Raw genomic sequence first — 12,065 nt, 5'->3', positions numbered from 1 at the left:
CGCACTCAGGTCGTGCAAAATGCCATATGCGATTGCCCTGTCGGTGATGCCTGCACGCCTCAGGCGTAGGCCACCCAGCCGCGGAACGTGAAGCCGGTATAGAACAGCGTCGGGTCGGAGAAGCCGGCATTGCGCAAGATCATCTCGTCCTGCTCTGGCGCAAGAATGCTCAACTGCCCGTCAACTGCCTTTCGGGCGGCGGCCGCCTTCTCGGGTTCGACTCCGGATGCGGCGAGAAAGGCGGAATATCGCGAAAGCCACAGCGGCCGCTCATTGTCGTCGCCGGGGATGCTGAAATGGGCCGCGACGAATGGCGCGCCAGGCTTGAGGCGGCGGCGGATTTCGGACGCTATTCGCAGCCGTTCGCCGACATCGACGAAATGCAGGGTCAGCAGGCAAGTCGCGCCATCGAACGGCCCAGCTGGCGCATCGTCGATATAGCCTTGATGCAGATGCGCGCGCGACGCGAGCGGGCCCAGCGTCTGCTTCGCGAGATCCAGCATCGCAGCGGACGGGTCCACGCCATCAAAGGTCCAGCGCGGCTGCGCTTGCGCAAAAGCATTCAGCTCCAGGCCGCCGCCAGCACCAAGAACGAGCATCCGCGCATCTTTATGCGCACGCTCGGCCAGAAGGATCGCCGCCATGGACAGCATGGAATTGTATCCGGGAACGAACCGCGGCGGTCCTTCCGTATATTTCGCCACCATTTGCGGATCGGAGAACGCGTTTTGAATGTCGGTCATGACGTTGTCCTGCTGCATTGAGTTCATCACGCGTGATGCGCGCTCATGCTGTGAAGCTTTCGGGACCCGAGACGCTTGCGCAGGTCGTCGCTCAGCATGGCCAGTGTCACCTCGCCAAAACGCGACAGCAGCAGCGCCTCTGCATCGTCAAATGCCTGATCGAGGGCGGCATTGACGGCCTGCTCGATGAGGCAGCCGGGCGCCTCCGTCCGGTTGCCCATGGCGAGAAGCGAGGGACTGCCGAGCGCGATGTAGACATCGCGCAGCGTCACCTTCGAAAACTCGCAAGCGAGCGTCCAGCCGCCGCCGTGGCCCTTCTCGGAGCGGACATAACCGAGGTCCCGCAGCCCCGCCATGATGCGGCGGATCACCACCGGATTGGTGTCCATGGCCTTCGCCAGCGTCTCGGACGTGAAGGGGCCAGGCTGCTGCGCCATGTGCAGCAGGACGTGGAGTACGCCGGATAGACGGCTGTCGCATTTCATGTAACTTTGTATGTTACATGATGGAGGCGAGGTCAAGCGATTGCGGTGCCTGTACGTGGGTCACTAGATCTCGGCGGCGGTCGCGTCGCGCATACGCGGATTGATCGACAGTGCGAGAGCTTGCTAAGGCCGATGATGTCATCGAATAGCACGCCCCACTCGTTGCGGCGTGTTTGTCCGCCTCTGGCGCATCGCCGCATAGCCGCGGCCGGCTTCCAGGTCTCAACAAAGCCGCGACTCGGTCAGATTAAAGCGGCCTGCGCGGAGAACCGCGATGGGACGGAAGCCACTCTCGGTCAGGAGCCGATAATATTCCCTTTCGGTCCGTTCCCGTCCACCTGGACCGCGTAGCATGTTTAAATCGCTCATCGCGCACGACCTGCCCGCGTCATCGGTACCGGGCAATTCGGGCATCGCACGTTCGACTAATAGCAGTCTGCCTTTTTGGGGAAGCGCTTTGCGGCAGTTTCCCAAAATGATGCGGCTGCGCTCATCATCCCAGTCGTGAATAATGCTTTTCAAGATGATCGCATCGGCCACTGCAGGCACCGCGTGAAAGAAATCGCCTGCAACAAAGTCGACGCGGTCGGAGATTCCGAGGTGCCCGAAGTGCTGGTTGGCGGCGTCGGCGCACCTCGGTAGATCGAAAACCGTTCCTCTGATGGTTGAATATGCCCTCGCCACCGCGCCCATGAGTTGCCCGGAGCCGCCTCCGACATCCATCAAGTGGGAGATCGTGCCAAGGTCGTAGGCCTGCAGTAGATCGTGCGTGACCAGCCGTGTCAGGTCCGTCATGGCTTCATTGAATACCCGCACATGCTCTGGCGAGCGCGCCATCAGGTCGAAATTGTCGTCGACGTCCTGAAGTTGGGAAGCCGTCTTGCCCGACATGATCGAATCCAGAAGACCATCCCACCTCCTGGTCAGCATGGAGCCTTCAAAAATGACCCAGTTCTTGAATGATCGTCCCGCAGCACCGTCGAGTCCCGCCCCCAGCTCGGTTAGCAAGTAGCGGCCTTCACCGACGCGAGAGCAGATGCCGACGGTCGAGAGAGCGACGAGCAAGCGGGCAAGTGCGTCCCGATCCGTGTGGGTTCGGCTCGCAAGTTCGTCGACCGTTCGCGGTCCGTCGCGCAGCAACTCGGCGAGCCCCAGCCGGGCAGCGACATAGATCACTGCCGTCACGCGGTGCGATTGAACAAGATCCAACAACTTTTCGCGGGGATCGGTGGTCATGTGCCGCTCTAGCCTTCGATCGGGAATCCTGACGCCTTGACGATCGGTCCCCAGCGTTCGAACTCGGCGCGCTGGATATGTTCAAGTTCGTCCGATGTCGTTCCTGTTGGCTCGCACCCCATGGCATGAATCTTTGCGCGCATTTCGGGATCGCTCCCGATTGCAATGATCTCCTTTCCCAGGCGCTCAACGAACTGACGCGAGGAATGGGCAGGCGCATAGAATGCGAACCACCCGGCCGCGTCGATATCGATCCCGCTCTGCTTCAGAGTTGCGGTCTGGGGCAGGAAGGAAGATCGCGCAGCGGCTGCGGTGGCGATGATGCGTATGCCACCGCCCCCATGTTGCTCCAGGAGTTCGGAAAGAAACGCCATATACATCGGGACCCGGCCGGCCAGCACATCCGGGAGGGCAGCAGGCGTACCCCTATAGGGCGTGTGGCGCAGGTTTAGGCCTGTGATCCGGCCAAACTCGCCGCAGATGAAATGAGGTGCTGTACCTGCTCCCGGCGAGCCGTACACAGCCTGTTCGGGATTGGCCTTCATCCAGTCGATGAGTTCGTGCACCGAATGGATGGGCAGCTTCCCGCTGACCGCCAGAGCCAGATCGACCGTCATCACCTGCGAAAGTGGCACAAAGTCGCGCTCTGCATCATATCCCAGGCTCCTGAAGAGATGCGGCTGAAGCGTGAATTGCGAAGCGGAAGCAAACAGCACTGCCTCCTCTCCCGGTGCTGCATTCTTGACCGCCTGAGCGCCGATACGCCCGCCAGCGCCAGCAAGGTTCTCCACAATCGCCACCTTGCCGAGCCTGGTCTGAAGCTGCTCGGCAAACAGCCGCGCGATCGAATCTCCCGACCCACCAGGCGCGAATGGAAACACGATCTTCAGCGGCTGGTCGGCAGCAATAACGGGTAGCGGAAGAGCCAGAGCCGAAAACCCGGCCAGTATGGCGCGACGCGAGTAAAGCTGCATGGCGTTCTCCATGTGCTTGGGACAGCAATGCGATAATCCGGCCGGCTTTCCATCTCGCTATTCTGAAGCAACAACGCTATAACCCGAAATTGCATTTTCCTATCGGGCTATAACGTGAGGTGAATGCCCATGCAGTGGCACGACCGCATCGGCCGACGCCTACGCCTCAAGGATCTGCATACGCTGCAGACCGTCGCAGAGGTCGGCAGCATGGCCAAGGCGTCTCGCCGTCTCGGGTTGTCGCAGCCGGCGATCTCCAAAGCTATCACCGATATGGAGCATTCCGTCGGAGCTGCGCTGCTGGATCGCACTTCGCGCGGAGTTGAACTCACTGAGTGCGGTCGCCTTCTTGTCGATCGCACGCGCGTCGTTTTCGACGAAATAAAGCTAGGTGTTACCGACATTGTGCAAAGGTCAGATCCGGCGCAAGGGCTCGTTGCGATCGGTACGACCGAGCCGGTCACCGCCATCGTTACAGAAATTATCGGACATCTCGTCCGCAGATATCCAGGCATCAGGTATCATATCACGATAGGTGATCGGGATGCGCTGGAGCATGCTCTGCGTCAGAGAATGCTTGATCTGGCCATAACGCGCTGGGCGCCGTTGCCGGTCGCCGATGATTTGTCCGCGGAGGTGCTGTTTAGATCCTCCCTTGCGGTGATGGCGGAGCGACGGCATCCGCTCCTGCGATCGAGGAAGAAGTTGAAGCTCGCAGAACTTATGCAAGAGCAGTGGACGCTCTCGCCGCCCGATTCTTTTTTGGGGCGTACCGGCGTCGAGCTATTTCGGCGACATAACCTGCCGCTTCCGCCAACGACCGTCACCACGATTTCAATCTACATGCGGTTGAATCTGTTGGCGAGCAGCCGGTTTATAACCCTATTGCCCATGCAGATACTCAGAATGCGATCGAGTAGCGCATGGCTGCGCGCGCTGAACGTCGATCTTGGCGATACTTCCGCCCCGATAGCCTCAATCACCTTGAAGGGACGACGGGCCGGAAGTGCTGTCAAATTATTCCAAGAGGCCAGCCGGGAGGTCTGTAAGGCGCTGGTTGGAGTGAGCTGATTGGTCCGAGCGGCCTGTTCATAAGCGGACCTGATGAGTTTATGAGTACGCGTTTATGAGTAGGCGCCCTCGTAGGCAGATGCCTGTCGAGCTGTCGCGTGAGGGAGCGCTTGCCACACGCGCCGATCATGCCATCTTGCGCCTGTTTTGCCCGACGGGTCAAGCGCTTTTCTGTTTTTCGGAAATATCGCGCTCAAACAACAAGCTCAGACGCTATGACGGCTCATCCCGATCGCGTTGCGCTTTAAGCCTTTGATTTCGCTATCCCGGGCTACTGTGCATGGGGTTGTTTTCGACTTTTGCAGGGGTGCAAGTCACAACGAGCCTGCTCGCGTCCCCGCTACTTCATCACCCGCAGCCCCTTTGTCGTGAACCGCTGCGTCTTGTCACCCGGACGCACCGGCCGCCTCGTGCCGGCGGCCTTGCCGGTGCCCGGAGGCTGGTGCGCAGGCACGAGCTGGTGGGGCTGCGAGCCGATCAGGTCGGCGCGGCCCATCTCCTTCAGCGCCTCGCGCAGCACCGGCCAGTTGTCGGGGTCGTGGTAGCGCAGGAAGGCCTTGTGCAGGCGGCGCTGGCGTAGGCCCTTGATCGCCTCGACCTTGTCGCTGCCGCCGTGGCGCACGCCGCGCAGCGGATTGACGCCGGTGTGATACATCGCCGTCGCCGTCGCCATCGACGAGGGCAGGAAGGTCTGCACCTGGTCGGCGCGATAGCGGTTCTTCTTGAGCCAGAGCGCGAGGTTCATCATGTCCTCGTCGGTCGTGCCCGGATGCGCCGCGATGAAATAGGGGATCAGGTAATATTTCTTGCCGGCCTGCTCGGCCGCCGCGTCGAACATCCGCTTGAACTTGTCGTAGGCGCCGATGCCCGGCTTCATCATCTTGTCGAGCGGGCCGCGCTCGGTATGTTCGGGCGCGATCTTCAGGTAGCCGCCGACGTGATGGGTGACGAGCTCCTTGATGTATTCGGGGCTCTCGACCGCGAGGTCGTAGCGCACGCCCGAGGCGACCATCACCTTCTTGATGCTCTTGGTCTCGCGCACCTTGCGATAGAGCCGGATCAGGTCGTCGTGCGACGTGTTGAGGTTCGGGCAGATCTCGGGGAAGACGCAGGACGGCCGCCGGCACGCCGCCTCGACCTTCGGATCCTTGCACGCCATCCGGTACATGTTGGCGGTGGGGCCGCCGATGTCGGAGATCACGCCGGTGAAGCCCGGCGTCTTGTCGCGGATCTTCTCGATCTCGCGCAGGATAGAACCCTCGGAGCGGTTCTGGATGATGCGGCCCTCGTGCTCGGTGATCGAGCAGAAGGTGCAGCCGCCGAAGCAGCCGCGCATGATCGTCACCGAGAACTTGATCATGTCCCAGGCGGGGATCTTGGCTTCGCCATAGGAGGGATGCGGCGCGCGCGCATAGGGCAGGTCGTAGACCGCGTCCATCTCCTCTGAGGTCAGCGGGATCGGCGGCGGATTGAGCCAGAGGTCGCGGTCGCCGTGGCGCTGCACCAGCGGCCGCGCATTGCCGGGATTGCTCTCACGATGCAGTACGCGTGAGGCGCGCGCATAGGCTTCCTTGTCCTGCTCGACCTGCTCCAGCGCCGGCAGCCGGATCACGGTCGCGCCCTTCTGGCGCGTGGCACCCTCGTCGGCGGAATCGAGATCGTCGGCGTGCAGCTCGGCATAGTCTTCGGGCACGCGACGGAACAGCGCGACGCCCCTGATGTCGTCGAGCTCGCGCGGTGCTTCGCCGGCAGCAAGCCGCTGCGCCACCTCGACGACGGCGCGCTCGGCATTGCCGTAGAGCAGCAGGTCGGCCTTGGCGTCGGCCAGCACCGAGCGGCGCACCTTGTCCGACCAGTAATCGTAGTGCGCGATCCGGCGCAGCGAGGCCTCGATGCCGCCGAGCACGACCGGCACGTCCTTGAACGCCTCGCGGCAGCGCTGGGCGTAGACGATGGTGCAGCGGTCCGGCCGCCTGCCGCCTTCGCCGCCGGCCGTATAGGCATCGTCGCTGCGGATGCGGCGGTCCGCGGTGTAGCGGTTCACCATGGAATCCATGTTGCCGCCGGTGACGCCGAAGAACACCTTTGGCTTGCCGAGTGCCTTGAACGGCTCGGCCGATTGCCAGTCCGGCTGCGCGATGATGCCGACGCGAAAGCCTTGCGCCTCCAGCAGCCGGCCGATGATGGCCATGCCAAAGCTCGGATGGTCGACATAGGCATCGCCCGTCACCAGCACGATGTCGCAGGCATCCCAGCCGAGCGCATCCATCTCGGCGCGGCTCATGGGGAGGAACGGCGCCGGCTTGCGCGGGCGCGCCTGCGCCATCAGGGGCTTTTCGGCGGTGATGGTTTGGATGTCCATGGCGCACAGGCATAGGGCTCCAGGGCCGCGAATACAACCGACGGGCACGTGAAAGGTTAAGGTTCCGGGAACCATCTGCCTTCGCGAACATTGTGATGGGGTTTGCGGCGAGCCCGGCTCGCGCGCGCTCGGTCCAGGATCCCGGATGACCACGATATTCGCCTCGGGCGGTGGGGGAGCTGTGAATACAGTCATAGAGAATTTGCTGTCGCGGAAGCAGAAGCTTGTGGAACAGCTCGAGCAGGCGCAGTCGGTCGAGGACCGCGACAAGATTGAGCACCAGCTCGAACAGATCAACACCGCGCTGGATTTTCTGGACAGACCGGAATCGGGAGACGCGCGGTAGGACCGCTCAGTCCACCTTCAGCGCTTTTGCATAGACCACGCCAGAATTGGTGATGTGCGTCGTCATCGCCGCTTCGAAAGAGGCGTGCTCGCCGCGTGCGAACAGGTCGAGCAGCTTGCGATGCTCGTCGAAGGAGGAGCGGGTGCGCACGTCGATCGGCGAGGTCAGGTTGGTGCGGAGCGCGGCGACGCGGCTAGATGCGAGCTGGTAGGATTCGGCGAGGTACCGGTTGCCGCAATGCGCGAACAGGCCCTCGTGAAAGCTGGCGTCGGCGCGGCCATAGGCGATGTTGTCCTTGGCCTCGACCGCCGGCTCCATCGCCGCGATCGCATCGCTCATGGTCGCGATCGCACCATCGCGGTCGTGGCGAAAGGCGAGCTCGGCGGCCCTGGGTTCGAGCGCGATGCGGAAAGTGCAGAGTGCGGCAATGTCCGCCGCGCTCGGCGTGAACACAAAACTGCCGACCTGCGGCCGGATCACCACGAGCCCCTGCGCCTGCAGCTGGCCCATCGCCTCGCGCACCGGCGTGCGGCTGACGCCGAAGGAATTTGCCACCATCTCCTCGGAGATGGCGGCACCGAGCGCAAACTCGCCGTCGATGATCGCCTGCCGCAGCCGCAGCATCACCCGCTGCGACAGCGATTTCGGCGCATCGAGCTTCAGCGCGCGCATGGATGCTCTCAGATGACCTTGCCGGGGTTGAGCAGATGATCGGGATCGAGCGCGGCCTTCAACGTCCGCATCAAGGCGATCTCGCCCTCGCTGCGGGCATGCCCAAGCCACTTCTTCTTGAGCGTGCCGATGCCGTGCTCGGCGGAGACGCTGCCGCTCATGTCGCGCACGAGACCATAGATGATCGTGTCCATCTCTTCCTTGGGCTGCTGCTCGACCGGAAGGCCCGCGACCCAGGAGACGAGGTGCAGATTGCCGTCGCCGATATGACCGTAATAGACGCTCTCGCAGCCTTTGATGCCGGTGGCCAAGGCCGCCTTGCAGCGCGTGGCGAACTCGTCCATCCGCGCCACCGCAAGGCCGATGTCGTAGGAGATGTGCGGACCCAGCACCTGGCCGAATTCGGCGCAGATGTCGCGCACGCGCCAGAACGCCTGCGTCTGCGCCAGCGATTGCGCCACGGCGGCATCGACGAGCAGCCCGCGCTCCATCAGCTCTTCGAGCCAGGCCTGGAAGCGTGGCGCATCGACGCTCTCGTCGGTGCCCTGCGCTTCGACCAGCACATAGAGACCCTGGCCGGCGGCGACCGGCGGCTTGACGTCGGCGCGCGTCGTGATCACGTCCCAATAGTCCGGCCACATCACCTCGAACGCCGACAGCAGCGGGCCGAGCCCGCTGCGTGCGGCATCGAGCAGCGCGATCACCGCGGCATAGTCCTTCAATGCGCAGAGCGCGGCCATCGTCGAGCGCGGTTTTGGAAACAGCCGCAGCACAACGCGGGTGATGATCCCGAGCGTGCCTTCCGAGCCGATGAAGAGATGCTTCAGATCGTAGCCGGCATTGTTCTTCATCAGCTTGTTGAGGCTGGTGATGATGGTGCCGTCGGGCAGTACCACCTCGAGACCGAGCACCAGCTCGCGCGTCATGCCGTAGCGGATCACGCGGTTGCCGCCGGCATTGGTCGCGAGATTGCCGCCGATCGCACAGGAGCCGCGCGAGCCGAGATCGAGCGGAAAGAAGAAGCCGGCCTCGTCGGCTGCCTTCTGGATCGTCTCCAGCGGCGTGCCCGATTTCACCGTCATCGTCATCGAGGCGCGATCGATCTCCTCGATGCCGGTCATGCGCTCCAGCGAGATCGCGACCCAGCCCGCTTCGGGTGCGGCGCCGCGGCAGAGCCCGGTCAAGCCGCCCTGCGGCACGAAGGGCAGGCGTGCCTGCCGGCAGGTCATGATCGCATCGGCAACGCCCTGCGCATCGAGCGGCCGGATCACTGCGAGCGGCGTCTGCGGCAGGCTCGCGCTCCAGTCGTTGCAATTGCGCGCGGGCACGTCGCTTCCGGTCAGCACGGCTGCGGCACCGAGCTTGTTACGCAACGCGGCGAGCGATGGCTCGGGATATCCCGCGGGGGTCACCATGTTCATGCGAGACCTCCTCTGGATTTGGCTGCGCCTCACGCGCGCCGCGACGGCGGAAAGGATTTGCGCCTATCTTGTATGTAAGGTACAAGATAAAAAGTAAAGCAAAAACAAGGCTCGGTAGGCTCTCTGAGATCATTGGAGATCAGGGGCTTATTCGGGAGCCGCAACAATGGGTGGTGCTATGACGGAGGCAATTCGCGGGTTCTGGGTGGCGTCGGCGACGCCGCTCGCGACGGACGGCAGCGTGGACTCCGCCAAGCTTGCCGCCCATGCCAAAAAACTCTTCGGCAAGGGCGTCGACGGCGTCGTGCTGTTCGGCACCACCGGCGAGGGCACCTCGTTCAATGTTGCCGAACGCATAGCGACCATCGAAGCCGTGCTCAAGGCCGGCGTGCCGGCGGAACGCATCGGCATCGGCGGCGGCTTCCCCGCCATCGGCGACAGCATCGCGCTGACGCGCGCCGTGCTCGGACTTGGTCTGCGCCACGTGCTGTATCTGCCGCCTTACTTCGATCGCAGCGTCACGCCCGAAGGCATCGAGGATGCGTTCGCGGCGATCTTCGATGGTGTCGCCGACGATCGCCTGCGTGCCTATCTCTATCATATTCCGCAGGTCTCAGGCGTCGCGATCCCGACGACGGTCGCGGCGAATTTGCGCAAGCGTTACGGCAAGGTGGTCGCCGGCTTGAAGGACTCCAGCGGCGACTTCAAGCAGTTCCAGGCATTCCGCGCTGCTGCGCCGGAGCTCGCCATCACGGTCGGCAACGAAACCGACATCGCGCGTGCGATCGCCGGCGGCGGCGCCGGCACCATCTGCGGCATGGCCAACATCGCGCCGGAGCTGGTGAAGGCGATGTTCGACGGCAAGAATGTCGAAGCCCGCATGCAGGCCGCGGTCGATATCGTGGTGAAATCGCCATCCTTCCTCACGACGCTGAAGGCCATTCTCGCCGCACAGACCGGCGACGCCGGCTGGTTGCGCGTGCGTCCGCCGCTGCGTGCGCTGTCGGACGGCGCCGCGCTCAAGGCGAAGCTGGACGAACTGACCAGCCCCGCGCTCACGTAGCTGCAAAAACCGCACGGCCGATCCATAACATCCGCAGCTTGTGGTCACGCCGCCACGCGGCGCTTGGTTTGTACATGCGCCCTTGTTGCTGCTTGCGGAGCGACGCCGATCAGGCTGTCCGGGTCGCACGCCGCATCATAAGCGCGCCGGCGGGCGCTGTTTCGCCATCGCTCACGACTTTGCAGACGTAGATGTTTTGCTCGCGGCTCCAGTCGCAACGCTCGAGCTCGCCGTTTGGCCCTGAAACATAGATTGGCGAGCTGGGGAGCGCCGCCTTGGCCGTCAGACTCTGGCGGCGGCTCGCTACTTTCTTTGCTTTTTTGACCTTTCGCGCCGTCGTTGCCTTTTTTCCCCGTCCTTGCCTTCTTTGCACGCTTTTTGGCCTTTGCCATTGCCTGTTCCTCGATGGTGCGACGTCATTGATGTCCGATTGCTATCGGCCTTTCAGATTGGTTGAGACCGCAAGCCCGACCTGCTTAGCGAAGTGCGCTTCGAGTGCTGGCAGCGCCAATTTCTGACCGCCGTTGGGCCCGAACGTAATCGTCAGATCATGCGTGCGATCGCGACTTGCCGAGAGGAGTGCTCCATTCTGGTTGATCGTCGCCTGGACGAGCGTCCAGGCTGGCGTCAGGTCGCCCGCGGTCGATATGACGAATTTGACCTCGTGAGAAATCGCATTTCGCTCGAGCGGCCCACCGGGATCGCTGGGGGGCGAGATGTCCTGCGTCGCGACCGGTCCGACCTGCGCCTGTAGCCACTCCCTGAGCTTCAGATCACTTCGAACCAAAGGAGAGGGCGAGTTGCCCATCTGCACGCCGGTCTGGCAATACTTGCGATAGTAGAGGTCATGGATGGTATAGAAAAAGTTCAGCGTGTCGGTCCTAGTCGTGTCGGCCGAGACTGTCGCTCCTCCAGCAAGCGTGAATATCGAATTTGCGGGTGTGGGCGGCAGCCAGACCGCGTTTGGATTGAGGGACGACTTTTCTTCGATGGTCAGCGTGAGGCTGACCTGGACGCCCCAGGTCTCCAGCCACTCCGCATATCGCTTTCCGTGATTCAAACGGGCGAGTTCAAGATCGCGATTGATTACAAACTTGACGGCATTCGCAATTTCGCAGTGCACGCTGGTGACAATCGACTGGACCATGAGCTGTCCGTCGATCGGCGCAGCTGGAAATTCCTGCAAATCGGGCACTCTCAAGCCGCACCCGCCAAGAAATGCGCCAAGCAAAACCGCGGCTGTGACCCGGATGCCCATGGTCCGATCCCCCCGTTGAAGCGCTCTCCGGAAAACTCGCGCGATCCGGATGAGCTCCGCAACCAAAGGTAGCTGTGCCGTTGCCGAAAGTTCCTGCGCTGTTGCGCCCAAGCAACGTCTCGATCGATGTGACGGCTTGGGGCGCATCGCGATGCCAGGATGGCTTGCATCTTGTGGCCGCGCGTTTCGCCCAGTCGCGGTAACCGGCGACCGACGCCGGCGTGGTTGGGCGGCAAGCCGATTCGCGGGCGAGTTCGCCATCGCCTGAGATCGCACGAGGGCGCGACACGTTGTCGCGAATTCGCGATCTGCGTGTCGTGCGCCCTGCGATGGCAAGCGATGATTGCCGCACGGCGAGCAACAAAGCTTAGAACGCTTCAACACTAGAGCGATTCAAGTCGCTGCCAGGTTCTCTTCATTCGCCGCGGCTGGTA

General features: G+C 62.8%; 12 protein-coding genes. 3 read left to right on the top strand and 9 right to left on the bottom strand.

The annotated features are described in order from the left end of the window. Positions 1-59 precede the first annotated feature (59 nt). From ABID59_RS16685 to ABID59_RS16670, 4 genes are all read right to left on the bottom strand, one after another. A complete protein-coding gene (locus tag ABID59_RS16685) occupies positions 60-761 on the bottom strand; it encodes a class I SAM-dependent methyltransferase (RefSeq protein ID WP_502916803.1) in 702 nt (233 codons plus the stop codon). Between the two features lie 8 nt (positions 762-769). Continuing rightward, positions 770-1,228, bottom strand: coding sequence for an Rrf2 family transcriptional regulator (locus tag ABID59_RS16680; RefSeq protein WP_354084096.1), 459 nt, complete (start codon positions 1,226-1,228; stop codon positions 770-772). Positions 1,229-1,450: 222 nt separating this feature from the next. After that, positions 1,451-2,464, bottom strand: coding sequence for a methyltransferase (locus ABID59_RS16675; protein WP_148749831.1), 1,014 nt, complete (start codon positions 2,462-2,464; stop codon positions 1,451-1,453). Between the two features lie 8 nt (positions 2,465-2,472). Then, positions 2,473-3,438, bottom strand: a complete 966-nt coding sequence (locus tag ABID59_RS16670) for a Bug family tripartite tricarboxylate transporter substrate binding protein (RefSeq protein ID WP_187434687.1) — start codon at positions 3,436-3,438, stop codon at positions 2,473-2,475. Positions 3,439-3,567: 129 nt separating this feature from the next. Here ABID59_RS16670 and ABID59_RS16665 point away from each other — a divergent pair, with 129 nt between their 5' ends. Continuing rightward, positions 3,568-4,509, top strand: a complete 942-nt coding sequence (locus tag ABID59_RS16665; protein WP_187434688.1) for a LysR family transcriptional regulator — start codon at positions 3,568-3,570, stop codon at positions 4,507-4,509. Between the two features lie 340 nt (positions 4,510-4,849). Here the strand turns inward: ABID59_RS16665 and ABID59_RS16660 are convergent, their stop codons facing one another. Further along, positions 4,850-6,871 (bottom strand): YgiQ family radical SAM protein, encoded by a 2,022-nt coding sequence (locus ABID59_RS16660; protein WP_354084095.1) that lies wholly within the window; start codon positions 6,869-6,871, stop codon positions 4,850-4,852. Positions 6,872-7,016: 145 nt separating this feature from the next. On the opposite strand from ABID59_RS16660, the gene ABID59_RS16655 reads away from it, so the two are divergent. Further along, positions 7,017-7,217, top strand: a complete 201-nt coding sequence (locus ABID59_RS16655; RefSeq protein ID WP_148749835.1) for a hypothetical protein — start codon at positions 7,017-7,019, stop codon at positions 7,215-7,217. A 6-nt stretch (positions 7,218-7,223) separates the two neighbouring features. Here the strand turns inward: ABID59_RS16655 and ABID59_RS16650 are convergent, their stop codons facing one another. Next, positions 7,224-7,889 carry a GntR family transcriptional regulator gene (locus ABID59_RS16650; RefSeq protein WP_354084094.1) on the bottom strand — a complete coding sequence of 222 codons (666 nt, stop codon included), beginning with the start codon at positions 7,887-7,889 and terminating at the stop codon, positions 7,224-7,226. Positions 7,890-7,897: 8 nt separating this feature from the next. Then, a complete protein-coding gene (locus ABID59_RS16645) occupies positions 7,898-9,310 on the bottom strand; it encodes an FAD-binding oxidoreductase (protein ID WP_354084093.1) in 1,413 nt (470 codons plus the stop codon). A 178-nt stretch (positions 9,311-9,488) separates the two neighbouring features. Between ABID59_RS16645 and ABID59_RS16640 the strand changes: the two genes are divergently transcribed. Beyond that, on the top strand, positions 9,489-10,373 hold the full coding sequence (locus ABID59_RS16640; protein ID WP_354084092.1) for a dihydrodipicolinate synthase family protein: 885 nt from the start codon (positions 9,489-9,491) through the stop codon (positions 10,371-10,373). 44 nt (positions 10,374-10,417) lie between these two features. Here ABID59_RS16640 and ABID59_RS16635 read toward each other — a convergent pair whose 3' ends face one another. Together ABID59_RS16635 and ABID59_RS16630 are read right to left on the bottom strand one after the other, a co-directional pair. After that, positions 10,418-10,765 (bottom strand): hypothetical protein, encoded by a 348-nt coding sequence (locus ABID59_RS16635; protein WP_354084091.1) that lies wholly within the window; start codon positions 10,763-10,765, stop codon positions 10,418-10,420. 41 nt (positions 10,766-10,806) lie between these two features. Then, positions 10,807-11,631, bottom strand: a complete 825-nt coding sequence (locus ABID59_RS16630) for a hypothetical protein (RefSeq protein WP_354084090.1) — start codon at positions 11,629-11,631, stop codon at positions 10,807-10,809. Positions 11,632-12,065 lie beyond the last annotated feature (434 nt).

The organism is Bradyrhizobium sp. S3.3.6, from assembly GCF_040546905.1.
In the GTDB taxonomy this organism is placed as follows: Bacteria; Pseudomonadota; Alphaproteobacteria; order Rhizobiales; family Xanthobacteraceae; genus Bradyrhizobium; species Bradyrhizobium cytisi.
The sequence above is the reverse complement of the archived record's forward strand: the minus strand, read 5'-3'. Positions and strand labels throughout refer to the sequence as shown.

Excerpts from the sequence above, each read along its gene's own strand:
- ABID59_RS16660 (WP_354084095.1), bottom strand. The coding sequence starts at position 6,871 with ATGGACATCCAAACCATCACCGCCGAAAAGCCCCTGATGGCGCAGGCG.
- ABID59_RS16670 (WP_187434687.1), bottom strand. The coding sequence starts at position 3,438 with ATGCAGCTTTACTCGCGTCGCGCCATACTGGCCGGGTTTTCGGCTCTG.
- ABID59_RS16645 (WP_354084093.1), bottom strand. The coding sequence starts at position 9,310 with ATGAACATGGTGACCCCCGCGGGATATCCCGAGCCATCGCTCGCCGCG.
- ABID59_RS16665 (WP_187434688.1), top strand. The coding sequence starts at position 3,568 with ATGCAGTGGCACGACCGCATCGGCCGACGCCTACGCCTCAAGGATCTG.
- ABID59_RS16630 (WP_354084090.1), bottom strand. The coding sequence starts at position 11,631 with ATGGGCATCCGGGTCACAGCCGCGGTTTTGCTTGGCGCATTTCTTGGC.
- ABID59_RS16650 (WP_354084094.1), bottom strand. The coding sequence starts at position 7,889 with ATGCGCGCGCTGAAGCTCGATGCGCCGAAATCGCTGTCGCAGCGGGTG.
- ABID59_RS16655 (WP_148749835.1), top strand. The coding sequence starts at position 7,017 with ATGACCACGATATTCGCCTCGGGCGGTGGGGGAGCTGTGAATACAGTC.
- ABID59_RS16635 (WP_354084091.1), bottom strand. The coding sequence starts at position 10,765 with ATGGCAAAGGCCAAAAAGCGTGCAAAGAAGGCAAGGACGGGGAAAAAA.
- ABID59_RS16680 (WP_354084096.1), bottom strand. The coding sequence starts at position 1,228 with ATGAAATGCGACAGCCGTCTATCCGGCGTACTCCACGTCCTGCTGCAC.
- ABID59_RS16685 (WP_502916803.1), bottom strand. The coding sequence starts at position 761 with ATGCAGCAGGACAACGTCATGACCGACATTCAAAACGCGTTCTCCGAT.
- ABID59_RS16640 (WP_354084092.1), top strand. The coding sequence starts at position 9,489 with ATGACGGAGGCAATTCGCGGGTTCTGGGTGGCGTCGGCGACGCCGCTC.
- ABID59_RS16675 (WP_148749831.1), bottom strand. The coding sequence starts at position 2,464 with ATGACCACCGATCCCCGCGAAAAGTTGTTGGATCTTGTTCAATCGCAC.